General features: G+C 61.9%; 18 protein-coding genes. 11 read left to right on the forward strand and 7 right to left on the reverse strand.

What is annotated here, in order from left to right; genetic code table 11:
* The first annotated feature begins 2 nt into the window (after positions 1-2).
* Together bcsZ and bcsC are read left to right on the forward strand one after the other, a co-directional pair.
* The gene (gene bcsZ, locus BN1135_RS19745) at positions 3-1,331 is read left to right on the forward strand and encodes a cellulose synthase complex periplasmic endoglucanase BcsZ (RefSeq protein ID WP_042024171.1); all 1,329 of its coding nucleotides are present in this window, start codon (positions 3-5) and stop codon (positions 1,329-1,331) included.
* The gene (gene bcsC, locus BN1135_RS19750; RefSeq protein ID WP_042024173.1) at positions 1,313-4,759 is read left to right on the forward strand and encodes a cellulose synthase complex outer membrane protein BcsC; all 3,447 of its coding nucleotides are present in this window, start codon (positions 1,313-1,315) and stop codon (positions 4,757-4,759) included. Before bcsZ ends, bcsC begins: the two co-directional genes overlap by 19 nt.
* A 39-nt stretch (positions 4,760-4,798) precedes the next feature.
* Here bcsC and BN1135_RS19755 read toward each other — a convergent pair whose 3' ends face one another.
* Complete coding sequence (locus tag BN1135_RS19755; RefSeq protein ID WP_005348831.1) at positions 4,799-5,074, reverse strand: metal/formaldehyde-sensitive transcriptional repressor; 276 nt, start codon at positions 5,072-5,074, stop codon at positions 4,799-4,801.
* 71 nt (positions 5,075-5,145) lie between these two features.
* On the opposite strand from BN1135_RS19755, the gene dmeF reads away from it, so the two are divergent.
* On the forward strand, positions 5,146-6,108 hold the full coding sequence (dmeF, locus tag BN1135_RS19760; protein WP_042024175.1) for a CDF family Co(II)/Ni(II) efflux transporter DmeF: 963 nt from the start codon (positions 5,146-5,148) through the stop codon (positions 6,106-6,108).
* Positions 6,109-6,164: 56 nt separating this feature from the next.
* On the opposite strand, the gene BN1135_RS19765 is transcribed toward dmeF, so the two are convergent.
* Complete coding sequence (locus tag BN1135_RS19765) at positions 6,165-6,578, reverse strand: hypothetical protein (RefSeq protein ID WP_042024177.1); 414 nt, start codon at positions 6,576-6,578, stop codon at positions 6,165-6,167.
* Between the two features lie 264 nt (positions 6,579-6,842).
* Between BN1135_RS19765 and pulA the strand changes: the two genes are divergently transcribed.
* On the forward strand, positions 6,843-10,517 hold the full coding sequence (gene pulA / locus BN1135_RS19770) for a pullulanase-type alpha-1,6-glucosidase (protein WP_223290168.1): 3,675 nt from the start codon (positions 6,843-6,845) through the stop codon (positions 10,515-10,517).
* 200 nt (positions 10,518-10,717) lie between these two features.
* Here the strand turns inward: pulA and BN1135_RS19775 are convergent, their stop codons facing one another.
* On the reverse strand, positions 10,718-13,180 hold the full coding sequence (locus BN1135_RS19775; RefSeq protein ID WP_042024178.1) for a zinc/cadmium/mercury/lead-transporting ATPase: 2,463 nt from the start codon (positions 13,178-13,180) through the stop codon (positions 10,718-10,720).
* 230 nt (positions 13,181-13,410) lie between these two features.
* On the opposite strand from BN1135_RS19775, the gene tpx reads away from it, so the two are divergent.
* The gene (tpx, locus tag BN1135_RS19780) at positions 13,411-13,911 is read left to right on the forward strand and encodes a thiol peroxidase (RefSeq protein WP_042024179.1); all 501 of its coding nucleotides are present in this window, start codon (positions 13,411-13,413) and stop codon (positions 13,909-13,911) included.
* Positions 13,912-13,987: 76 nt separating this feature from the next.
* On the opposite strand, the gene BN1135_RS19785 is transcribed toward tpx, so the two are convergent.
* A complete protein-coding gene (locus BN1135_RS19785) occupies positions 13,988-14,815 on the reverse strand; it encodes a type 2 periplasmic-binding domain-containing protein (RefSeq protein ID WP_042024181.1) in 828 nt (275 codons plus the stop codon).
* Positions 14,816-14,959: 144 nt separating this feature from the next.
* Here BN1135_RS19785 and BN1135_RS19790 point away from each other — a divergent pair, with 144 nt between their 5' ends.
* A complete protein-coding gene (locus BN1135_RS19790) occupies positions 14,960-16,189 on the forward strand; it encodes a DEAD/DEAH box helicase (RefSeq protein WP_042024183.1) in 1,230 nt (409 codons plus the stop codon).
* 3 nt (positions 16,190-16,192) lie between these two features.
* On the opposite strand, the gene BN1135_RS19795 is transcribed toward BN1135_RS19790, so the two are convergent.
* Entirely contained in the window at positions 16,193-17,023 is an 831-nt protein-coding gene (locus BN1135_RS19795; protein WP_042024185.1) for a CPBP family intramembrane glutamic endopeptidase, read from the reverse strand.
* Between the two features lie 161 nt (positions 17,024-17,184).
* Here BN1135_RS19795 and BN1135_RS19800 point away from each other — a divergent pair, with 161 nt between their 5' ends.
* Entirely contained in the window at positions 17,185-17,889 is a 705-nt protein-coding gene (locus BN1135_RS19800) for a substrate-binding periplasmic protein (RefSeq protein ID WP_223290169.1), read from the forward strand.
* Between the two features lie 117 nt (positions 17,890-18,006).
* Here BN1135_RS19800 and BN1135_RS19805 read toward each other — a convergent pair whose 3' ends face one another.
* Positions 18,007-18,303, reverse strand: a complete 297-nt coding sequence (locus BN1135_RS19805) for a hypothetical protein (protein WP_042024188.1) — start codon at positions 18,301-18,303, stop codon at positions 18,007-18,009.
* A 53-nt stretch (positions 18,304-18,356) separates the two neighbouring features.
* Positions 18,357-18,731, reverse strand: coding sequence for a YacL family protein (locus tag BN1135_RS19810; RefSeq protein WP_042024453.1), 375 nt, complete (start codon positions 18,729-18,731; stop codon positions 18,357-18,359).
* 209 nt (positions 18,732-18,940) lie between these two features.
* Here BN1135_RS19810 and BN1135_RS19815 point away from each other — a divergent pair, with 209 nt between their 5' ends.
* The 4 genes from BN1135_RS19815 (at position 18,941) to BN1135_RS19830 (ending at position 23,370) form a co-directional block, all read left to right on the forward strand.
* Positions 18,941-20,056: a sugar diacid recognition domain-containing protein gene (locus BN1135_RS19815; RefSeq protein WP_042024191.1), complete on the forward strand. Its 1,116-nt coding sequence runs from the start codon at positions 18,941-18,943 to the stop codon at positions 20,054-20,056.
* Between the two features lie 117 nt (positions 20,057-20,173).
* Positions 20,174-21,436 (forward strand): GntP family permease, encoded by a 1,263-nt coding sequence (locus tag BN1135_RS19820; protein WP_042024193.1) that lies wholly within the window; start codon positions 20,174-20,176, stop codon positions 21,434-21,436.
* Positions 21,437-21,445: 9 nt separating this feature from the next.
* On the forward strand, positions 21,446-22,579 hold the full coding sequence (locus BN1135_RS19825) for a glycerate kinase (RefSeq protein WP_042024196.1): 1,134 nt from the start codon (positions 21,446-21,448) through the stop codon (positions 22,577-22,579).
* Positions 22,580-22,806: 227 nt separating this feature from the next.
* On the forward strand, positions 22,807-23,370 hold the full coding sequence (locus tag BN1135_RS19830) for an NnrU family protein (protein WP_042024198.1): 564 nt from the start codon (positions 22,807-22,809) through the stop codon (positions 23,368-23,370).
* Positions 23,371-23,376 lie beyond the last annotated feature (6 nt).

Raw genomic sequence — 23,376 nt, forward strand, 5'->3', positions numbered from 1 at the left:
AGATGAGAAGCGCGTTGCGTATCTGGGGTTGCCTGCTGTTGTTGGCCTGTTCGCTGCAGCCTGCCCGGGCGGGCTGTGACTGGCCCGAATGGGAGCAGTTCAAGGATCACTACATCAGCGAGGAGGGGCGGGTCATTGATCCTGCCGATGGCCGCCGCATCACCACGTCGGAGGGGCAGAGCTACGGCCTGTTCTTTGCGCTGGTCAACGACGATCGGGAGACCTTCGAACGCCTGTTGCAGTGGACCGAAGTGCAGCTCGCCAGAGGGGATCTGACCGGTTTTCTGCCAGCCTGGCAGTGGGGGACGCGTAGTGATGGCAGCCTCGGCGTGCTCGATGACAACAGCGCCGCCGATTCGGATCTCTGGATTGCCTACAGCCTGCTGGAGGCAGGGCGGCTTTGGCAAAACCACAGCTATCAATCCATCGGTACCATGCTGCTGCGTCGCATCGCCCGTGAAGAGGTGGCCCGGCTGCCGGGCCTTGGCCCTGTGCTGTTGCCTGCTCCCCGCGGCTTTAGCGGGGAGGGGCGCTGGACCCTCAACCCGAGCTACCTGCCGCCCCAGTTGCTGGCCCGTTTTGCTTCCATGCAGGGGCCGTGGCAGGAGATGCGCACCCTGTTGCCTGCGCTGCTGACCGCCACCGCGCCCCGTGGTTTTGCCCCTGACTGGATCGACTGGCAGCAGGCGTCTGGCTGGCAGGTGACCGAAGGGAAAGGCAGCGTGGGCAGTTATGACGGGATCCGGGTCTACCTCTGGCTCGGCATGCTGAGCGAGGATGACCCGGCCAAAGAGGCACTGGTGCGACATTTCCACCCCATGCTGGCGGCGCTCACTGAACCGGGCGTACCGGAACCGGTAGATCCCCAGACCGGCGAGGTGTTGCATGAGGATGACCCGGCCAGAGAGGCGCTGGTGAGTCACCGCAACCCCATGCTGGCGGCGCTGACTGAGCCGGGCGTAGCGGAACAGATGGATACCCCGACCGGCGAGGCGTCACGCGAGGATGACCCGGCCATAGCGGCGCAGGTGAGTCACGTCAAGCCCATGCCGACGACGCTGACTGGGCAGGGTGTACCGGAACGGGTGGATACCCTGACCGGCGAGGTGCTGAGCCGGGGCGATCATGGCTTTGCTGCTGCACTGCTGCCACTGGCCAGCGGGTTGCCGCTGGCGGCGCAACTGCCGCAGCAGTCCCTTATTCAGGGCGATGGCTATTACGCCAGTGTGCTGACTCTGTTTGGTCATGGCTGGGCACAGGGGCGCTTCCGTTTCGCAGCCGATGGCACCCTGTTGCCGCGCTGGAGTGATGAATGCCAACGCGTCCGTTGACCCTGATCTGGCTGCTGGCCAGCCTGCTGGGCAGCGTGCCGGCGATGGCGGTGGTCGAGCCGGTTGAGTGGCTGTTGTCCCAGATCCGGCTGGGGGAAGTGACCCATAACGAAGATCTGCTCGGCAACTCACTCTATTCGCTCTCCCTGATTGCGCCGCAACATCCCGAGTTGCTGGCCGCCCAGGCCAGGTTTGCCCTTGCCAGCGGCAAGCTGGAGGAGGCGGAGGCGCTGCTGAAACGACTTGGCAAGCTGGCCCCCGACTCCTCCCTCTACCGGCTGGGCATGCGCAACCTGCGGATCAATGAGCCGGCGTCGAGAGCCCGGCTACAGCAGGCTCGCCAATTGGCCAACGAAGGGGATCTGGAGGGAGCCCGGGCGTGCTATCGCGCCCTGTTTGGCGGGGATGAGGCGCCCAACCTGGAGCTAACAGTTGAATATGCGGTGCTTAATGACCGGATCCCGGCACACCGTGCCGAGGCGCTGGCCATGATGCGGGAGTTGGAATTGCGTTACCCGGGGCATGCCAGATTGCGTGCCACGCTGGCTCATCGCCTGCTCTCATCCGGCCATCGTGACGAGGGGATGGCCCTGCTGCACAAGATGGCGGCCAGTCATCCGACGCGAGACAGCGCGGCTAGGATCTGGCTGGCGGATATTCGCCGCATGCCGGTTGGCTCAGCCAGTCTGGCATCCTTGCAGCAGTTTATCGTCACCTTTGCGGCGGACAGCCACAGTGACGAGGCACAGACCCTGCTGGCGCAGCAGGAGGAACTCTGGGCCTCTCCTGCATTTCGTCAGCGTCAGGCCATTCTGGCGCGGGCGGCAGACAAGCGCGCCACCCTGGCCGAGTTGCAGCGGCTGCAAACAAGCTACCCGGATGATCCCGAAGTGATGGGGGTACTCGGGGTGGCCTATGCCCGCCAGCATCAGCGTGAGCAGGCCAACCGCCTGTTTGAGCGGTTGCTACGCCATCCCGATCTCCCCCAGCGAGGTCGCTGGGAACGGCAGTGGGAGAACAATCGTTACTGGCTGATCCTCGATCGGGCAAAACAGGCGCAGGCCAGCCAGCAGTGGGAGCAGGCTGCCACGCTCTATCGGCAAGTGATCGGGCTGAATGGCAGCAGGCCGGAAGCCTGGTTGGGGCTGGGGGATTGCGAATTGGCACGTCACCAGCACGGTGCCGCCGAGCAGGCTTATCTGCGGGCTCTGAATATCGCCCCCCAGAATGAACGGGCACGGCTACGGCTGTTTGAGTTCTATCGGGAGCAGGATCCTGAGCGGGCGCTGGCGCTGCTCTCCTCGGGGGGGTCAGCGGCATTGCAAAAACAGGGGGATCGTCTCAGGGCTGATCTGCTGGAGCGGGATGCTGCGGCGCTGGAGCAATCTGGCTATCGGGCGCAGGCATTGAATAAACGCCATCTCGCGCTGGCATTGACACCGGAGGATCCGTGGCGGCGTTATCGCACCGCTGTCGCCATGGCGGCGGCCAACGATACCACGGCCGCCAGCGTGTTGTTGCAGAGTGCGCTGGCAGCCAATCCACAAGATAGTGAGTTGCGCTACGCCACTGCGCTCTATCTCTCCGGGCAGGGTGCGCTATCCCGCGCCCGCAGGATCCTGGCCGAGGTGCCCCCCCAGCGCAGGAGCAGCCAGATGGCACAACTTGATAGCCGCTTGGCAAGGCGGGAGCTGATGGCAGAGGCCGGAGCACGCCATGACAAGGGGGAGGTGGCGGCGGCCGAGCGTCTGCTGATCCCTCTGCTGCCGGATGATTCGGTGGCGCTGACACTGGCTGGCTGGGCTGCCGGTCGCGGTGACTGGTCGCAGGCCGGGCACTACTATCGGGGGATCCTGAGCAACGACGAGGATCATCAGGGGGCACGCCTTGGCATGGCGGAACTGGCGCTAGCGCAGGGAGACAGGGCAGGGAGCCGTCACTGGCTGCCTGTCTGGTCGCCAAGCGCTGTGGTAGGTGATGATTTCAACCATTACCGCCGGGTCGCCAATCTCTATCAGCAGTTGGGTGAGCCCGGGGTCGCCCGCGACATCTTCACCGCCTATGCCCCCACGGTGGCCGCTGGCGCCCCTTCCCAGGGGAGTGCGCTGTTCTGGCGCGATGCAGCTCGCCAGCGTTTTGCCACTGGTGATACGCAGGGTGCGCTGGCGCTGGATCGCAAGGCGCTCACCGCCGCAGGGTTGGCACCCGCTGAGCCGCTGGATGATGCGGCACTGACTGCCCGGGCGCTCAGTCGGGATCAGGATGACTGGCTGGTCGGCAGCGTGCGCCGTGATCTTGACCGCCACTATCGACAGAGCCAAACCACTGTGTCGTTTGACAGTGACTATTGGGGGAGCAAGGGATCGGAGGGAACCTCGGATCTGCAGGCCCTGACCCAGATGTTACAGCTGGATACCCCGTTGGCCGGTGGTGCTCTGTTTGGCCGTATCGAACGGGTGGCGATGGATGCCGGATCTTTCCCTGACTCTCCTTACCGCGCCAGTTTTGGCACTTGTACTACTCGCGAGTGTTGGGGCAACGAGTCACAGCAGGCGACGGGGCACACCTTGGCGGTTGGTTGGAAGGGGGAGCAGTGGCAGGCGGATCTCGGCACCACACCGCTGGGGTTCGAGGTGGTGGATTGGGTCGGCGGCGCCACGGTGCGCGGCAAGTGGCATGAGATTGGCTGGCGCGCCACCCTGTCACGGCGACCGCTGAACAGCTCGCTGCTCTCCTATGGCGGGGCGGTGGATCCTGCGACCGGCATCCGCTGGGGGGGCATTCGGGCCAACGGCGTGCGCCTCAACCTGAGTCATGATCAGGGTGGCGCACTGGGTCACTGGGGCAGCCTGCAACAGCACCTGCTGACAGGCGAGAATGTGCCGGATAACTGGCGTACCCGCCTGATGGGGGGCAGTTATTACAAGCTGATCAACGAGGCCAACCGACGGGTAACCATCGGGGGGCGGGTCATGGCTTGGCACCATGAACAGGATTTGAGCGGTTATACCCTGGGGCGCGGCGGATATTACAGTCCCGAGCGCTATCTCTCGTTCGGTGTGCCAGTGCGATTCAGTCAACGCAGTGGCGACTGGTCATGGGATCTGGGCGGGACGCTCGCCTGGTCTCGCTCTCACAGCAACGCAAGTCGCCGCTATCCTCTGCCCGGTCTGTTGCCGGATGGTTTGCCGGATCAGGATGCCACCGTGGCCGGTGGCAGCAGCCGTGGCATGGGCTATACCGTCAACGCGCTGGTCGAGCACCGGCTGACGGATCACTGGCGCATCGGCGGTCGGATCGATATCCAGCAGGCGGATGACTATGCCCCCAGTCATGCCACCCTGTTTTTGCGCTACACCTTCAAGCCGTGGCGGGGGGATCTCGATATGCCACCGCTGCCCCTGACCCCCTACGGGGAGTTTGATTGACGAGACGCCCGGCTTGCTGCCGGGCGTCTTTGCATTGCGCTACTTCAAATAGGATCGCAGGACGCTGACCACCTGATCCAGATCCTCCAGCCGCTCGGCAGGGGTGGCATCGGCGGCGCCGAGGTGCTCGCGCATATGCCCCTCCAGCACCTCCAGCATCAGGCCGTTGACGGCGCCGCGGATGGCGGCGATCTGCTGCAAAATGGCGGCGCAGTCGCTCTCCTGCTCCAGTGCGCTCTCCAGCGCACCGGCCTGTCCCTTGATGCGGCGCACCCGTGCCAGCAGCTTCTTTTTGTCGTGAATGGTGTGGGACATGGCGGATCCTCTCGATCAATAAAACTATACTGGGGTATAGTATATTGCATCATCGCTCTCAGGAGAAATCCATGTCATCCCTCGCTCAATCCCACTGCCATCAACCCGTCATCCACGAGGGCAATCCGCTGGCCGAACAGAAGACCCGCTGGGCCGTGTTGCTGACCGTCATCATGATGGTGGCGGAGATCGGTGGCGGCTGGTTCTACAACTCCATGGCGCTGTTGGCCGATGGCTGGCACATGAGCTCCCACGCGCTGGCGCTCGGTCTCTCGGTGCTGGCCTATCGCGCCGCCCGCCACTTTGCTCGCGACCACAGATTCAGCTTCGGCACCTGGAAGATCGAGGTGCTGGGTGGCTTCACCAGCGCCCTGTTGCTGGTGGGGGTGGCCGGGTTGATGCTGTTCGAGTCGGTGTTCAGGTTGCTCGATCCCAGCCCGATCCACTATCAACAGGCGATCGCCATCGCGCTGGTGGGGCTGCTGGTGAACCTCGCCTGCGCCTGGCTGCTCAAGGATGATCATGGCCATCACCACCACGGCCATGGACATGACCACCATGATGATCATCACGACCACGATCATCATCATGACCATGACGATCACCACGGTCATCAGGATCTCAACCTGCGCGCCGCCTATATCCACGTGCTGGCGGATGCGGCCACTTCCGTGCTGGCGATTCTGGCGCTGGTGGGAGGCATGCTGTGGGGGGCTGACTGGCTCGACCCGCTGATGGGTATAGTGGGTGCCGGACTGGTAGCGGTATGGGCCTGGGGTCTGTTGCGGGACTCCGGCCGGGTGCTGCTGGATGCCGAGATGGATACCCCGCTGGTGGCGGAGATCCGTGAGGTCATCGCCGAGCTGCCGGGTACCGATATCCGCGATCTGCACGTCTGGCGGGTGGGGCAGCAGCAGTATGCCTGCGTGCTCTCTTTGCTGATGGTCAATCCGCTACCGGCACAGCAGATCCGCGAACGGTTGGCGATCCATGAAGAGCTGGTGCATGTGACCATCGAGATCGCCAGCGAATAGGATAAATAGCGGGGGCCGTTGGCCCCCTTGGTTTCAGTGCCGTTGGTTCTCTGATGTCAGTGCGGTTGCCCGGTGCTCTCATCCTGGGGCTTGTGTTGCCACACAGCGCCGAGTAGCAGCTTGAGCAGCAGTCCGGGTGGGTTGTCCAGCAGCTTGCCGGATTCCAGCAGCAGCTGACCATCGGCGCGAAACCCGAGGCTGGCATCTGTGGTGCCATCTGCCCCTATCACCTGGATCAGGCCATTGAGGGCGGAACGCTCACCGGGCTGGCAGCGCAGCCGCAGCTCGCGGGGTTCCCCCAGCAGGGTGAAGGCGCGGCTCAGCGGGGGCGAGTCTTCATAATCGGGCCAGTTGAAGAAGTGATACTGCTCGGCCAGCGCCCCGGCTTGTTGGCAAAACTGATCGAACAGCTGCCCGATCGCCTGATACTCCTCATCCAGCCGCCTGGCTTGTTCTTCAATCCGTTTCATTGTTTGCTCCTTGTCTATCCACTTGATCAGACATTGCGTTTCTGACCCTGTGACTGCCGTTTTCCAGATATGAGGCCAAATGGCCGTGAGGTCTGTGAGCCGGATCTAAGTTTCAACCTGAAAACGTTATCTTGTTGAATCTGGTTGCTTTTTTTTGCCGTGCTGCTCACGTTTGAATCGATTTTCGCTGATTAATATGGCACAGCCTGGCAATGACCGGGTGCTCGATTATCGAGACTAACTACAGCGGGAATTATAAAAATCATGGATATGAAAAAGACCAAAGTGGCGCTGGTAACAGCCTCACTGCTCGCGCTTTTGTCTGGCTGTAATGACAACGGCTCTGATGCCTCCGGTGTGAAACCCATCCCCCCTACACCGCCTACCCCTGAAGTCACCGATGGGCCTGTTGCCCGTCTGCCCAAGATGGATCCCCCCAAAGAGTTGCTGGTCGCTGGCGACAATCAGGTGGTCATCGCGTTGGTGGATACCCAGTCGGTAGCCAAAGCGGCCAAAACGCCCTTTGACAGCCACAGTCTCCATCTCTGGAACGATGAGGCATGCAACGCAACGGCCGATAGCGGCCTGAATACCGGGTGGGATGACAAGAGCAAGACGCCAGCCTCCGCCGACAGCTTTGGTCCGGCCTGGGTGGTGCCGCTGGCCAAGCTGGAAGGGTGCATCAACTTCATTGCCCGTAACGGCGATCTGGCCAACCTGACTGGTGGCAACATGAAGGTGATCTTCCAGGATCATCCGGATCGCACCGTCGCCATTGTTGCGGGAAAGAGCGAGGTTTTCGGCAGCCGTGCCGAGGCCTTCACCGCCGCCTTCGGCGTGGCGGGTGCCAGCGCCCATCTGATCGATGGCAATACCCTGATTTGGCAAGGGGGCAAGGACAAGCCCCACGTTCGTCTCTATTACACCGATTCGGGCACCATCAAGGCCAATGCTGATGGGGTGTTCGACTTCCCCTATATCACTCTGACGGCGACCAGCCTCAATGCCGAGCAGCAGGCCAAATATCCGCACCTCAAGGATGCGGCCGCTTTTGCTCTGCCCGCCGGTAAAGATCTCAAGCCCCTGCTCAAGGGGGAACTGGTGGCTATCGGTACCGATGCTGACGGCATCCTGCAGGGGGCAACCCTGGTGCAGAGCGCCGGTGCCCTCGATGCGCTCTATGCCCCCGAGGCGACCAAGCTTGGCTATGGCGCAGTGGTGGAGGGCAACCGGGTGACCTTCCGGCTCTGGGCGCCGACCGCCAAGTCGGTCAAGCTGGCTCTCTACAACGCCAGCCACCAGAAGAGTGGCGAGGTAGCCATGACCTTCGACAGCGCCAGCGGCAGCTGGAGTTACGAAGGGGGCAGCGAGCTGGTCGGCCAGTTCTACCGCTACGACATGGAGGTCTACCACCCGCTAAGCCGCAAGGTGGAGCGCTACGAGGTGACCGATCCCTACTCCCTGAGTCTGGCGATGAATTCCGAGTTCAGTCAGGTGGTGGATCTCGACGATCCTTCCCTGAAACCGGAAGGGTGGGATAGCCTCAAGGCGCCCCACAGCCAGCAGAACCCTGCCGACATCACCATCTATGAGGCCCATGTCCGTGACCTGACCGGTAACGACGCCTCCACCGATGAAGAAAAACGCGGTAAGTTTGTCGGCCTGACCCAGCCCGACTCTGTGCCGGTCAACCATCTGAAAGCCCTGGCAAAAAGCGGCGTCAGCCACCTGCACCTGCTGCCGGTGTTCGATATCGCCACCGTCAACGAGGATCCGGCCAAGGTGGCCAATCTCGGCGATGAGTTCAGCAAACTCTGTCAGGTCAATCCGGATGTGAAAACATCCAAATTTGGCACTTACTGCGGTAGCGGTCAGACCGTGGGCGATGTGCTGGCCGACCTGCAAGGGGGCGACAGCAAGGAGAATCCGCAGGTGCAGGAGCTCTCTGGCTACCTGCGCGGCGTCGACTCCTTCAACTGGGGTTATGACCCCTACCACTACACCACGCCGGAAGGCTCCTACGCCACCAACGCCGAGGGCACCAAACGGATTCTGGAGTTCCGCGAGATGGTCAAGGCCATCAAGCAGAACATCGGCATGAACGTGGTGATGGACGTGGTCTACAACCACACCAACGAATCCGGATTGGGGCCCAAGTCGGTGCTCGACAAGATAGTGCCCTGGTACTATCAGCGCCTCAATCCGGAGACCGGCTCGGTGGAGAACTCCACCTGCTGCTCCAACACGGCGCCGGAACACGCCATGTTCGCCAAGCTGATGGATGATTCGCTGGTGACCTGGGCCCGCGACTACAAGATCGACGCCTTCCGCTTCGACCTGATGGGCCACCATCCGAAAGATCAGATGGTGCAGGCGCTGGCCGCGGTGAAGAAGGTCAATCCCGAGATGTACTTCTACGGCGAGGGGTGGAACTTCGGCGAGGTGCAGGATGACAAGCGTTTCGTGCAGGCGACCCAGAAACATCTGGCAGGTACCGGCATCGGCTCCTTCTCTGACCGGCTGCGGGATGCGGTGCGTGGCGGCAGTCCGTTTGATAGTAAAGATGCCATTCGTGAAACCCAGGGTTTTGGCAACGGCGCCCTTGTTGATCCTAACGAAATGAGCAAGGTGGAGCTGGCAACAGCCTTGCACCAGTCCGACCTGGTGCGGCTCGGCATGGCGGGCAACCTCAAGGAGTTCGTGCTGACCGATAAGGATGGCATGCCGAAGAAGGGGGCCGAGATCGACTACAACGGTCAGCCTGCCGGTTATGCCCAGGATCCGGTGGAAGTGCAGAACTATGTCGACAAGCACGACAACCAGACCCTGTTCGACAACCTGATCTACAAGGCGCCTGCCGGTGCCGATCTGGTGCGGATGCAGGGGGTATCGCTGGCGACTGCCATGCTGGGGCAGGGCATTCCGTTTACCCACGCCGGTGTCGAGCTGCTGCGTTCCAAATCCATGGAGCGGGACAGCTATGACTCGGGCGACTGGTACAACAAGGTCGATTACACCCTGACTGATAACAACTTCGACAAGGGGCTGCCGCGCAAGGACAAGGATGGCGACAACTATCCGCTGATCGAGCAGGTGCTGGGCCAGCACGTCAAGCCGAGCGGAGCCGAGATGGCGCAGATGGTGAGCTTCTATCAGGAGCTGGCGGAGCTGCGCAACTCCTCCCGGCTGTTGCGTCTTGGCAGCGGTGCCGAGGTGATCAAGCGGGTTGATTTTCGCAATACCGGGCCGGATCAGGTACCGGGCCTCATCGTCATGACGGTGGATGATGGCGTCAAGGCGGGGGCGGATCTGGATCCTGCCATCGACGGTCTGGTGGTGATGATCAACGCCAGTAACCAGAGCCAGAGCATCGGTGACTTCCTTGACGGTAACGGTCAGCCCATCGATCTGAGCGGTATGGTGCTAAGCAGCAAGCATCGCGCAGTCGACAGCATCGCCAGCGGCGCTGCCTATAACAACGGCCAGCTGACACTGGGTGCCTGGTCTGCCGCGGTGTTCGTCAAGCCGCAGTCTGGCGCGCAGGGCGCGGGCCTGCCGGTCAGCAAGAAGACCGACCTGAGTACGCTGCCACCGTTTGGCACGACCGGGATCTTTATTCGCGGTTTCCTTGGCCAGTGGGATCCAGTCAATCAGATGGCGTTCAGCGGCAACTATATGTACGAGCAGACCACTCCGGTTGCCGAGGGGCAGCTGGGCGAGACGACGCTGAAGATCGCTGATGCCAGCTGGAATATCGCCAACTACGGCAAGTGTGCGCCGGGCGACCTGTTGACCGTTTCAGTCCCTCTTACCCTGTGTAAAGGGGGGAGTGATGTCGGCATGACCTTGAGCAAGGCGGGCAACTACAAGTTTGTCTTTACCGCCATGAACAAGGAGAAGCCGACCCTGAGCGTCAGCGTGGCGGATGCAACGCCATAGGCAAACCCATTGAGTCCGGGGATGGCTCGGCGTCCCCGGGTTGAATTCCACCTCGCCAAGGGTGGGATAACTCCGAGAGAGTAAGCAAAGCGCGACTGCCGACCGGCAGGCGCGCTTTTTCTTTGCAGGTGTCAGGAGGAGAGCAAGAGAAAAGCCGTCCCGGTTGGGGACGGCTTTTGGCCAGGATGCTATCGGCTGGCTTAGCGCTTGCGCAGCAGTCGCAAGGCGTTGGCGGTCACCAGCGCGGTGGCGCCGGTATCTGCCAGCACCGCAATCCACAGGCCGGTGATGCCGAGCAGGCTGGTGACCAGGAAGATGGCCTTCAGCCCCAGTGCCAGCGCAATATTCTGGTGAATATTGGCCAGTGCTGCCCGCGACAGCCGGATCATCGCCGCGATGCCACCGAGCTGGTTGTGGGTCAGCGCCGCATCGGCAGTCTCCAGCGCCACATCGGTGCCGCCCCCCATGGCGATGCCGATACTGGCCCGCTTCATGGCGGGGGCATCGTTGATGCCATCGCCGATCATGGCAACCTTCCGAGTGCTGGCCAGCTTGGCGATCTCTTCTACCTTGTTCTCCGGCAGCAGACCGGCGCGCCAGCCCATGCCCAGCTCGGTGGCGATCGCCTCGGCGGCGCGGGGGTTATCCCCGGTCAACATTATGCTGTTGAGCCCGAGCTGATGGAGTTCTTGCAGCGCAGCCGCCGCCTCCGGCCGGATCTGATCCCGCAGCGCCAGCAGGGCGACCGGCAGCGGCTGGTCGCCGCTGCTCTGGCAGAGCACCACGACGGTCTTGCCCTGCTGCTCCAGCGTACCAATCCGGGTCTGCTGTTCCGCCTTCAGGGTTGCTACCCGGCTCGGTGCCAGCAGTTGCCACAGCTCGCCGTTGATGCGCCCCTCAACGCCCATGCCCGGCAGGGCGCGCAGGTCGCGGGCGTCTGCCAGCGAGAGTCCCTGTTCGCTCGCTTTGGCGACCACGGCGCGGGCCAGCGGGTGGTGGGAACCCTGCTCAATGGCAGCCGCCAGTGCCAGCAGCTCGGCCTCCGGCTGGCCATTGAGGCTGACCAGCTCGGTCAGCTGCGGCTTGCCCAGGGTCAGGGTGCCGGTCTTGTCAAAGGCGACAGTATCGATATGGGCCAGTCGCTCCAGTGCGGCACCACCCTTGATCAGCGCCCCCTGACGGGTGGCGGCGGCCAGCGCCGAGGTGACCGCTGCCGGGGTGGAGATGACCAGCGCGCAGGGGCAGCCGATCAGCAGCAGCGCCAGTCCGCGATAGATCCACTCGTCCCAGCTCTGGCCGAAGGCGAGCGGCGGGATGATGACGACCAGCAGGGCGATCAGCATCATGGCCGGGGTATACCAGCGGCTGAAGCGGTCGATAAAGCGCTCGATGGGGGCGCGCTGGCTCTCAGCTTCCTCAATGAGGTGCAGGATGCGGTCGATGGCGTTGTTGCCGGGCTCGGAGACCACCTCAAGACGCAGCACCCGATCGGCCGCCAGACTACCGGCCGGCACCTTGTCACCTAGGCGACGCTCCACCGGAATGGATTCACCGGTCAGGGCGCTCTCGTCAAACGCGCCAAGTGCATCGAGCAGGCGGGCGTCGGCGGGCAGGCGGGCACCCGGGGCGATTTCGATGACATCGCCGGGACGCAGCTGATCGGCGGCTACCTCTTCCCGCACCTCGCCCTCGGCAGTGGTGCGGATCCGCAGCGCCTTGTCAGGCACCAGCGCCATCAGGGCGGTCACCCCGGCCCGGGCGCGTCCGGCGGCGTAGGCCTCCAGATGTTCCCCCAGCATAAAGAGCAGCAGCACCATGGCTGCTTCGGCGGTTTCACCGAGGAACAGGGCGCCCACGGCGGCGACCGTCATCAGGGTCTCGATGGCGAAGGGGGAGCCGCTTTTGGTCAGTGCCCACGCCTTGCGGGAGATGGGCCACAGACCCCACAGGGTCGCCAGAGTAAACAGCGGCTGACCAAGCTCGCTCGGCAGCAGAGCGGCGACCAGCATCAGGCTGGCCAGTGACAGGGGCTGCCAATATTTGCCGAAAAAGTTGCCGAGCACCTTGCCAAACAGATTGCCCAGCAGGGTCGGCTGTGAAGCTTTCTCGCGGCCAGCGGCCTGCTTGCCAGCGCTTTCCCCTTTGAGCTGGAAACCGGCGGCCAGCACGGCGGCGGTGACGGGATCGGGGGAGAGGCCGGGGGCCAGATCTACCACCAGCTTCTCGGTGGCAAACAGCACGCGCGCCTGCTGCACACCGCTTACCCGGCTGACGGCGGTCTCGATCTTGCGGGCACAGCTGGGGCAATCCATTCCCATCACCTGCCAGCTATGGCGGCTGTTGCCTTGCGCAGGCGTAACCAGCGGATCGGCAGGTGGCATATCGTGCTGATGTTCATGTGCATGTTTATGAGCTGGCGATATGGACGCACTGCAGCACGGCTGATCGTGACAATTTCCTCGGGGTGGCTCTTCATCCCCGGGAGATTCATTGCCGTCACGGGATGAGTGCTCATGAGGCGTCGTGGCTGAGCTGCCACTGACGGGCGTGGTGTTGTCGCAGCAGTGGCTATCGTGGTGATGTTCACTCTGGCCGGATACCGCCTTGCTGACGGCCTTGATGGGGGCGGCGGCATGCTGGGTGGAGCAGCAGGATTTGCTCATGATGAGTCCCTCTTGATGGATCCCGCCCCTGCGAGATCCTTGATTACTGAGAGGGAGTCTAAACCTTGGTGTTATATCCAAGGTCAACACCCTTTTATGGTGTTGACGTTTCGACTGGAGAGCGGGCGTTTACCACGTATATCCCTGAGGTTGGCGGGTGTTTGTAAGCGCTGGCCACGCTTATACTGGAGGCCTGATTTTTACTACACCAATAAAAAAGGACATAAAACATGAGCAACTCAGTCACTCTGCAAGGCAACCCGGTCTCCGTCGCTGGTCACTTCCCGGTAGCCGGTGAGCAAGCCAAGCCCTTCTCGCTGGTAGCCAAGGATCTCTCCGACCTGACCCTGGCAAGCTTTGCCGGTCAGCGCAAAATCCTGAACATCTTCCCGAGCGTCGATACCCCGACCTGTGCTACCTCTGTGCGCAAGTTCAACGAGCAGGCCAGCGCGCTGGAGAACACAGTAGTGCTGTGCATCTCCGCCGATCTGCCGTTCGCCCAGTCCCGCTTCTGCGGCGCCGAAGGTCTGGACAAGGTGGTGACCCTCTCCACCCTGCGTGGCGCTGCCTTCATCGAAGATTACGGTGTTGCTTTCTCTTCCGGCCCGCTGGTAGGGCTGACTGCTCGCGCCATCGTGGTACTGGATGGTGATAACAAGGTACTGCACAGCGAGCTGGTCGCCGAAGTGGCCGACGAGCCGAACTACGCCGCAGCTCTCGCTGCGCTGTAAGCTCCCGCTACGCTAAATGAAAAATCCCGCCAGGGTTTCTGCCCTGGCGGGATTTTTTTATGCGGGAATGGCCTGTTCAGGGCGTTGCGGGCGGGGTGGTCGCCGGTTCAGCCTTGGCGGGCGGGGATGGTTGCCACTCCACATAGGGGCGGTGGATCTTCTGGTAGATCTCGGCCAGTTTGCCGGTGGCGGCCAGCTGATCGATGGCTTGGCGAAGAAATTCGTCCATCTCATCACCATCAGCCCCTTTCTGGATGATGAAGACATCTTCGAAATCCCCGAAAAACTCTCGCCTGATATTGGTCAGCCCCAGCTGCTTGAGCATCAGGTCGGCCTCTTCTTGCGCCCAGACAAAGGCGTCGATACGGCCGCGTGAGAGCTTGCGCAGTGACTGCTCGATACTCATCGAGCGCTGCACCGGGAAGGGCATATAGTCGGGAACTGCCTCGATCAGCAGATCCCGTTTGGTGGGCACTATGCCGTAGGCCATATCTGTGCTGACCGGATGGGTGGTGTTGCTGTAAATCACATGGGCAACCTTGCCAAAACTGCGGGTACTGAAACGATAAGCCAGCATATCGACCTCCTTGAGGTTGCGGATGGCGGGCAGCCCCAAGTCAGCCTTGCCGGCAATCACCCCTGCCATGGCGCGGGCTATGGGGTAGATGGTGATCTTGATGGTCACATCGGGGTAGAGATCGTCGATGGCGTGCACCAGATCGACGAAGGGGCCGGTCTTGTCGGCGTTGATAAGCCCCGGCAGCTCCCCAAGGTGAGCATTGAGGATGCGCAGCGGTTTGGGCGGAGTTGGGGCGGCGTCGTTCTCCGGGGTCTGTGACAGACCGAGGGTGGTGCTGCCGAGCAGGACGGCCACGAGCAACAGGAGGGGGATATGTCTGGTCATGGCTTGTCTCTTTGTCCAATGAGTCAGCTCAAGTGTAGTCAGCCTGCCGCCAGCTCCCCTCGGTCGGGCCATCATGGATAGGGTTTTACTTCTCGGCCCCCGCTCACTAGACTTCGCCTCCCACTTCTTTGTTGACGTAGCGCCATGACCTTTAGTGAACTTGCCCTCCATCCCGCTCTGCTGGCCTCTTTGCCAGCCACCTTGCACAGCCCGACCCGCATCCAGCAGTTGGCCATTCCGGCGGCACTGGCGGGGCAGGATCTGCTGGCACTGGCCCAGACCGGCAGCGGCAAGACCCTGGCGTTTGGTTTACCGCTGCTGCAACGGCTGGATCCTGCCTCCAGCCAGGTTCAGGGGTTGATTCTGGTGCCGACCCGCGAGTTGGCGATTCAGGTCACTGCCGCGCTAACAGAGGGGGCCGAGGCGCTTGGACTGCGCATAGTGACGCTGTGTGGGGGCGTTGCGCAGGAGCGGCAACAGGCCGAGCTGGCGCACGGGCCACAGCTGCTGGTGGCAACGCCGGGGCGGCTGCGGGATCTGCTGACTCAGCAACTGCTGGGCTTGGATGGTCTGCAACTGCTGGTGCTGGATGAGGCGGATCGCCTGCTGGAGATGGGCTTTGCACCCGATATCAAGGCGCTGCTCGGCTTTATTCCGGCGGATCGCCAGACCCTGCTCTTCTCGGCCACTTTGCCTGTCGAACTGGAGACGCTGGCCAACGGCCTGTTGCGCGAGCCCATCCGCATCGAGGCCAATCCGCTCAACAGCGTGGTGAACGAGATTGAAGAGCAGCTCTTTTTGGTCAACAAGAGCAGCAAGGTACCGGCGCTGATCAGTTTGCTCAAGGAGCAAGAGTGGCCGCAGGTGCTGGTTTTTATCAGTGCGCGGGATGACGCCGATGGGGTGGCTAAGAAGCTGGCTAAAGCCGGCATTGCGGTAGCGTCCCTTCATGGCGAGAAGGATCAGGTGGTGCGCGAGCAGGCGCTCGCCGATTTCAAGGAGGGTCGGGTGCGGGTGCTGGTGGCTACCGATCTGATGGCGCGTGGCATCCATGTGGAGGCGCTGCCGGTGGTGATCAATCTGGACTTGCCCGCCAGCGCCCCCGTCTATGTGCACCGTATTGGCCGTACCGCCCGGGCTGGCCGCGAGGGGCTGGCTATCTCGCTGGTTTGCCATGGCGAGAGCGAGATCCTGACGGCTATTCGGACCTTGACCGGCCGCGAGCTGCCGCTGGGCGATCTGGCCGGATTCCCGGTGACCGACCAGCCCGCCAGCGGCGAGGGAAAGCGCCCGGCCCGTGACAAGCAGGCCAATCGTCGTACTCAGGCCAAGCGCAGCGTCAAGGCGTTCAAAGGCAAGACGCCACGCGGCTGAGGGTCATGTACGTGCCAGCGGGTAGGTAAAGAGCGCCAGATGGGCGAAGTTGAAGGCGAAGTGGATCAGGATTGCCACCGAGAGCCGCCCGCTTAGCTGGAATGCCAGGCCATAGCAGCAGCCAGCCAGGGTTGCAAACAGCGCCAGCAGTGGGCCGCCGGGCAGGTGGATGGCGCCGAACAGCATGGCGGCCACGACAATGGCCATCCAGGGGCGGTAGCGTTCTGCCAGCCTCTGCTGGATCGCGCCACGAAACAGCGCCTCTTCCGCCACACAGGTGAACAGCAGGTTGTTCAGGGCGAACAGCCACCACCAGTGGGGCAGTCCCACTTCCGGTCGCAATGCCCCCAACTGCCAGGCGATCACCAGCAGGGCCCCCAGCGGCAGCAGCAACATGGCCAGCGGCCGCCAACGGATGGCACCTCCTTTGCCGAGCAGGGTCGGGCAGGCCAGCAGCAAGCCGAAGAAGAGCAGCGGTTTGTCGAGGTTCAGGTACATGTTGAACGGCACGCTGGCGGGGCCCGCCAGCGCCTGATCCAGCACCTTGAGATTATTGAAACCGGGAACCAGGTGCAGGGTCAGCGCTACCGCCCATGCCAGCAGGGCTCCCCATGCCAGGGTTCGGCCATAGCCGGACAATGACGGCAGACGCCATGCCAGCAACAAGGCTGCCAGCGACACCGACAGGGCGGCAGTGGTGATGCGATCCAGCCAGAGCGCCAGTAGCAGGGCTACCGCCAGCAGCAGGAAACCGGGCAGCCGTTGTCGTGCCAGACAGAGCAGGGTGCCCAGCGCCAGTGCGCCCCAGATCAGGGTATCGGGTAGGGGTAACATCGAAACACCTCTGTAGTGAAAGGGCTGCACCTTAGCAGGGGCATCGTCCGCAAGGCAACTCGACCGGGTTTTCCAAGCCGCTCTCCTATACTCAGTAACAGAGTAAGAAGGGGGTGGTGATGAAGCGCTATGGGTGGTTGTTCTGTTGTTGGTGTGGATGGGTGTCCGGTGCTCCGTTGTCGCTGGTGACCGGAGATTTTTCACCCTATACCGGCGCTGCGCTGGCGGATGGCGGCCAGAGTACCCGGCTGGTGACGACCCTGCTGCGTGAGGCGGGGTATGACGAGGTTAAAGTGGATTATCTGCCCTGGAACCGTGGTTACGAGCTGACTCGCAACGGCTTGGCATCCGCCACCTACCCCTACGCCTGGACGCGGGCACGGGCAAAACTCTTCTACTACAGTGCCCCCATCCATATTGATCACCTCTCCTGGTTTACCTATCGGGGCAGCGAGGCTGTGCTTGATGGCAAGTGGCAGGGGTTACGGGTTTGTATTCCCGCCGGCTGGAGTACCAGCCACGCGGATGAGGTGATCGCCAGTTTCTCTTTGCAGCTCACTCGCCCCAAAACGCTGGCGCAGTGCTTGCGCATGCTCGAACTCAAGCGGGTTGACCTGATGCCGATGAACGATGCCGTCACGGCAGATGCCAGCATGGCGGTCTTTGGCGATCCCCATCACCTGCAGTCGTTACCCTATTTTCGCCAGAGTGATACCTTCTATCTGCTGGTTTCGCGTCAGATGCCTGGCGGGATCGAGCTGATCGAGCGGTTCAACGAAGCACTGGCGGCGGCTCGTGCCAGCGGTTATTACGACAAGCTGGTGCCCTGGGCGCAGCCCCGCTTGCTTCGCTGTGAGCAACAGTAAGTACTGAAGGGGATGACAGATACAACAAAGCCGGAGCAGTGGCTCCGGCTTTGATTTTTTCGGCGTTTCGTATCGCCGCAATGGGCGATACGCCGGCCAGTCGGTTTTCCCGGGGGATTAGCGACCGGATTCAGCGATCACGCGGGCGATGATATCGGCACGTTTGTCGGCTTTCAGCTCACCCAGGGCGATCAGGCCTGCTTTGAAGATGACGTTCTTCGGCAGGCTGACGTCGTCCAGCGTGGCGATCGCTTCAATATGGATACCATTCAAACGGCTGGCATCGCGCGGGCTCAAGTTAACCTGAGTGTTCATCACTTGCTTGCCTTTCTTCTTGGCAGGCACGGCCGCTTTCTGGGTAGATTCCTGTTCTTCGTCTTCTGGCAGTTCGTCATCAAAATCGTAAATAGACATAGTTAATCCTGTTGGGTTAGGCAAAAGGGCAAGTTTGCCCGACATTGGGTTAATCAGCCCATATCCTCGTTACGGATAAAGGCGCGCCAGGAGCCGAGCACCTGGGCAAAATCTTCCAGCCCGCACATGGCCAGCTGTTCATCATCGTAGTAGGCGAGATCGTCAAGATCCTCATCCAGCTCGATATTGAGGGCGTTGGCTTTCACCTCCGCCTCTTCATGGGTCAGTAGCAGGGAGTAATCACCACCATTGAGCCGGTATTCGACCCGGGTGCGGTTGGATAGCTGGTCAATGATGGAGAATAGCTCGTCGAGCTTCTCTTCATCCTTGCCAACTTCGTCGATCAGCCACTGACCGATGGCTTCATGGCCCATGGAGAACCGGGCGCGATAGCCACCAAACGGGTCGCGGCGAAACTCATAATCCATAGCGCAGTCCATATCGGAGGGATGGGCCATCACGGACAGGCGGGTGCAAGCACGCAATTCCTGCTCCATGGCGGGGCACACATCGGGTAAAGTGGCCTATTCTAGCGATCCCCCTCTCGCTTGTCTTGATGATGTGGCATCTTTGCGCCCATCTGCTGCGGGTTGGTGCCAGGCAGCACCGTCTGAACCGCCTATTGTCCGGAGATGTTATGCAGCTAAATGAGAGCCTTGCCCATCAGATAGTCAGTCGGGCGATGAAGATCCTGTCGTTTTCGGTCAACGTGATGGACGAGAGCGGCCTCATTATCGCTTCTGGTAATCCGGAGCGGATCCATCAGCGCCACGAAGGGGCCGTGCTGGCATTGACCGAGAACCGGGTGGTGGAGATCAGCGAGGCGACCGCCCTGCAGCTCAAGGGGGTGCGGCCCGGTATCAATCTGCCCATCTCCTATCAGGGAGAACTGCTCGGGGTGATCGGTATCTCCGGCGATCCGGAGGAAGTTCGTGCTTACGCTGAACTGGTGCGGATGACGGCAGAACTGATCCTGGAGCAGGCGGCACTCACCGAACAGCTGCAGTGGGACAAGCGCCACAAGGAGGAGCTGGTGCTGCAGCTGATCCGTGGCGAGGGGCGGGTCGATCAGCTGCAACAGGCGGCCCGTTTTCTCGGGCTGGATCTGGCCCAGCCTCGGGTGGTGGCCGTGCTGGCGCTGGAGGAGGCGGATCCCGCCCGGTTAAGAGAGCTGGTTCATCAGCTGGAAAACCCGGAGCGGGACAATTTAGTGGCTATCCATGGTCTCGACGAGATAGTGGTGCTCAAACCGGCCCAGCTCTGTGACGGTGTCTGGCAATCGGATCAGGAACGTAACCGGATCAAACAGCTGTTGGCGCGGATTCCCCACTTCAAGGTGCATATCGCGGTGGGCGATTACTTCGCTGGCATCGACGGGTTGACGCGCTCTTACCAGACGGCGCGGGATACCTTGCGCCGTGGCATGCGGCAGGCGCCGCGCAAGCAGGTCTACTTCTTTGAGGATTACCGTTTGCCGGTGCTGCTGGGGAGTCTGATGGACTCCTGGCAGGCGGATCAGTTGCGTACCCCCTTGCTGAGGCTTGCCAAGGAGGACTCCAAAGGCGCTTTGCAGAAGACCCTGCGCCACTATTTCTTGCAGGATTGTGATCTGCATCGCTGTGCCGAGGCGCTGTTTATCCACCCCAATACCCTGCGTTATCGGCTGGGCCGGATCGAGCAGATAACCGGGTTGAATTTCAACAAGTTAGACGACAAATTTCAGCTTTATCTGGGGCTTAATCTGAGTATGTGATTGTGATTTTTTACAATTAACCTGATTTTCACTGCCTGTTATTTGTCGTTTCGTCTAAAGATTTATCTCTTGGCATCCCCATAATGGCGAGCACTCTATCTATCCAAGGTGCCCGTCATGATCCCAGTTACCGCGCTTGGCGCCATCGCTGCGCTCTCCATCGCCATCTTCCTTATTCTGAAGAAGGTTCCGCCGGCTTACGGCATGATCGTGGGTGCCCTGGCCGGTGGCCTGATTGGCGGTGCCGATCTGACCCAGACCGTTGCCCTGATGATCGGTGGCGCCCAAGGGATCACCACGGCGGTGATGCGGATCCTGGCGGCCGGTGTGTTGGCTGGCGTACTGATCGAATCTGGCGCCGCCACCACCATCGCCGAGACCATCGTCAAGAAGCTGGGTGAAACCCGTGCCCTGTTGGCGCTGGCGCTGGCGACCCTGATCCTGACTGCAGTCGGCGTGTTCGTGGACGTGGCCGTCATCACTGTCGCCCCCATTGCGCTGGCCATTGCCCGCCGTGCCGACCTCTCCAAGGCGGCCATCCTGCTGGCGATGATCGGCGGCGGCAAGGCGGGCAACGTGATGTCCCCCAATCCCAACGCCATTGCCGCGGCTGACGCCTTCCATCTGCCCCTCACCTCGGTGATGGCGGCGGGTATCATTCCGGGTCTGTTCGGTCTGGTGATGGCCTACTGGCTGGCCAAGCGTCTGAACAACAAGGGCAGCAAGGTTGCCGCCGACGAGGTGGTGAGCTTTGACGGTGCCAAGTTGCCGGGCTTTGCCGCTGCCATCAGTGCACCGCTGGTCGCCATCCTGCTGCTGGCCCTGCGTCCGGTCGCCGGTATCGTGGTGGACCCGCTGATTGCACTGCCCCTCGGCGGTCTGGTCGGTGCCCTGATGATGGGCAAGTTCAGCAAGGTGAACCAGTTTGCGGTCGCGGGTCTTGCTCGCATGGCGCCGGTCGCCATCATGCTGCTGGGTACCGGCACTCTGGCGGGCATCATCGCCAACTCCGGCCTGAAAGATGTACTGATCAGCGGTCTGACCGCCTCCGGTCTGCCCTCCTACCTGCTGGCGCCCATCTCCGGTGCCATGATGTCACTGGCGACCGCCTCGACCACAGCCGGTACCGTGGTGGCCTCCAACGTATTCAGCTCCACCCTGATTGAACTGGGGATCAGCAGTCTGGCCGGGGCGGCGATGATCCATGCCGGTGCCACCGTGTTTGACCATATGCCCCACGGCTCTTTCTTCCACGCTACCGGTGGCAGTGTCCACATGGGCGTGGGTGAGCGCCTCAAGCTCATCCCTTACGAAACTGCGGTCGGTCTGACCATTGCAACTGTCTCCACCCTGATGTTTGGCGTGTTTGGCCTCGCCTAAGGAATTGATATGAAAATTGTTATTGCCCCCGATTCATTCAAGGAGAGTCTGAGCGCCATGGCGGTGGCTGATGCCATCGAGGCCGGTTTTAAACAGGTGTTGCCGGATGCCACCTATATCAAATTGCCGATGGCCGATGGCGGCGAAGGCACAGTGCAGTCACTGGTGGATGCCACCGGTGGTCACATTCTGCCGGTCGAAGTGACAGCGCCCCTTGGCAACAAGGTGCAGGGCTTCGTCGGCCTGCTGGGAGATGGCGAGCGCGCCGTCATCGAGATGGCCGCCGCTTCCGGCATCCATCTGGTGGCGCCCGAGCAGCGCAATCCGCTGCTCACCTCCAGCTTCGGCACCGGCGAGCTGATTCTGGCTGCGCTGGAGATGGGGGTGAAGCACCTGATCCTCGGTATCGGCGGCAGCGCTACCAATGACGGCGGTGCCGGCATGATCCAGGCGCTCGGTGGCAAGTTGCTCAAAGCGGATGGCACTTCTATTGCGCTGGGTGGTGCTGGTTTGGCCGAGCTGGCGACCATCGACCTGAGTGGCCTGGATCCGCGCTTGAGCGATCTGGTTATCGAGGTTGCGTGCGATGTGGATAACCCGCTGTGCGGCCCGAAAGGGGCCTCCGCGGTGTTTGGCCCGCAGAAGGGGGCGACCCCCGAAATGGTGGCGCAGCTTGATGGCTACCTTGCCCGTTACGCCGACTGCATCGAACAGGCGCTCGGCAAACAGGTGAAGGATATTCCGGGGGCGGGCGCCGCCGGTGGCATGGGCGCCGCGCTGGTCGGCCTGCTCGGTGCCGAGCTCAAGCCCGGTATCCAGATTGTGATCGAAGCCTTGAAGCTGGCCGATGAAGTGGCCGATGCGGATCTGGTCATCACCGGCGAAGGTCGTATCGACAGCCAGACCATTCACGGCAAGACGCCAATCGGTGTCGCACGTTGCGCCAAGCAGTTCGGCAAGCCGGTGATCGGTATCTCCGGTTGTCTGACCGACGACTGCGGTGTGGTACACGAGCATGGACTGGATGCGGTATTCGCAGTGGTCAACCGCGCCATGTCCCTGCCGGAAGCACTGGCCACCGCCAGCACCAATATCGAGCTGACCGCGCGCAACGTGGCCGCGCTCTATCGGCTGCCCCGTTGATCTGATTTGGTTGCCGCCCGATATTCGGGCGGCGGCCATCCCTTGGCCCGTGAGGGGCCATTCTCATTTGATGAGAAATCCGGTTGCCCTTAGCACTTTTCGCCGACCCATCGAGGTCGGCTTTTTTATCTTCCTCCCTCTGCTGGCTTGCCGTCGTGCCACTGCTTTCTATAGGCGCACCTCTCCCTTTGCGGCATAGTGGTCGTACCAAGTACAAGGAGAGACTCATGTTCCTGCTGACTCTGGGGGTTGCGCTGTTTACCCTGATCCATCTCTACCCCTGTTTTGCCGTGGCCCATCGGGCGCGGGTGCGCGAGCGGCTGGGTGAGAATCGCTACAAGGGGCTCTTCTCCCTGCTGGTGTTTGTCGCCATCGCCTGCATCATCGCGGGCTGGCGCAGTGCCAGTTCGTTGCCGCTCTACTTCCTGCCCGAGTGGGGGCCGATGACCATGACGGTGATGATGCCTTTCGCGCTGATCCTCTTCTTTTCCGGTCAGGGGCCCAACCATCTGCGCCGTTGGCTGGTGCATCCCCAACTGCTCGGCACCCTGCTGTGGGCGGTGGCCCATCTGCTGGTCAATAGCGAGGCGCGATCGCTGGTGCTGTTTGGCGGCATCGGCTTGTGGGCGCTGGTGAGCATCATCTGGATTTCGGTGCGGGACTGGCAGCGATATCCCCGTCCGGCGGCTAACTGGACCGGCACCGGCATCAGCGTCGTGGCTGGCTTGGTGGCTACCGCATTACTGGTTTTCTGGGGCCACGGCTGGCTGACCGGCATTCCCCTGCATTGAGAGTGA

The sequence above is a fragment of the Aeromonas sobria genome (assembly GCF_000820145.1).
GTDB lineage: Bacteria > Pseudomonadota > Gammaproteobacteria > Enterobacterales > Aeromonadaceae > Aeromonas > Aeromonas sobria.

Excerpts from the sequence above, each read along its gene's own strand:
- bcsZ (WP_042024171.1), top strand. The coding sequence starts at position 3 with ATGAGAAGCGCGTTGCGTATCTGGGGTTGCCTGCTGTTGTTGGCCTGT.
- bcsC (WP_042024173.1), top strand. The coding sequence starts at position 1,313 with ATGCCAACGCGTCCGTTGACCCTGATCTGGCTGCTGGCCAGCCTGCTG.
- BN1135_RS19755 (WP_005348831.1), bottom strand. The coding sequence starts at position 5,074 with ATGTCCCACACCATTCACGACAAAAAGAAGCTGCTGGCACGGGTGCGC.
- dmeF (WP_042024175.1), top strand. The coding sequence starts at position 5,146 with ATGTCATCCCTCGCTCAATCCCACTGCCATCAACCCGTCATCCACGAG.
- BN1135_RS19765 (WP_042024177.1), bottom strand. The coding sequence starts at position 6,578 with ATGAAACGGATTGAAGAACAAGCCAGGCGGCTGGATGAGGAGTATCAG.
- pulA (WP_223290168.1), top strand. The coding sequence starts at position 6,843 with ATGGATATGAAAAAGACCAAAGTGGCGCTGGTAACAGCCTCACTGCTC.
- BN1135_RS19775 (WP_042024178.1), bottom strand. The coding sequence starts at position 13,180 with ATGAGCAAATCCTGCTGCTCCACCCAGCATGCCGCCGCCCCCATCAAG.
- tpx (WP_042024179.1), top strand. The coding sequence starts at position 13,411 with ATGAGCAACTCAGTCACTCTGCAAGGCAACCCGGTCTCCGTCGCTGGT.
- BN1135_RS19785 (WP_042024181.1), bottom strand. The coding sequence starts at position 14,815 with ATGACCAGACATATCCCCCTCCTGTTGCTCGTGGCCGTCCTGCTCGGC.
- BN1135_RS19790 (WP_042024183.1), top strand. The coding sequence starts at position 14,960 with ATGACCTTTAGTGAACTTGCCCTCCATCCCGCTCTGCTGGCCTCTTTG.
- BN1135_RS19795 (WP_042024185.1), bottom strand. The coding sequence starts at position 17,023 with ATGTTACCCCTACCCGATACCCTGATCTGGGGCGCACTGGCGCTGGGC.
- BN1135_RS19805 (WP_042024188.1), bottom strand. The coding sequence starts at position 18,303 with ATGTCTATTTACGATTTTGATGACGAACTGCCAGAAGACGAAGAACAG.
- BN1135_RS19810 (WP_042024453.1), bottom strand. The coding sequence starts at position 18,731 with ATGGATTATGAGTTTCGCCGCGACCCGTTTGGTGGCTATCGCGCCCGG.
- BN1135_RS19815 (WP_042024191.1), top strand. The coding sequence starts at position 18,941 with ATGCAGCTAAATGAGAGCCTTGCCCATCAGATAGTCAGTCGGGCGATG.
- BN1135_RS19820 (WP_042024193.1), top strand. The coding sequence starts at position 20,174 with ATGATCCCAGTTACCGCGCTTGGCGCCATCGCTGCGCTCTCCATCGCC.
- BN1135_RS19825 (WP_042024196.1), top strand. The coding sequence starts at position 21,446 with ATGAAAATTGTTATTGCCCCCGATTCATTCAAGGAGAGTCTGAGCGCC.
- BN1135_RS19830 (WP_042024198.1), top strand. The coding sequence starts at position 22,807 with ATGTTCCTGCTGACTCTGGGGGTTGCGCTGTTTACCCTGATCCATCTC.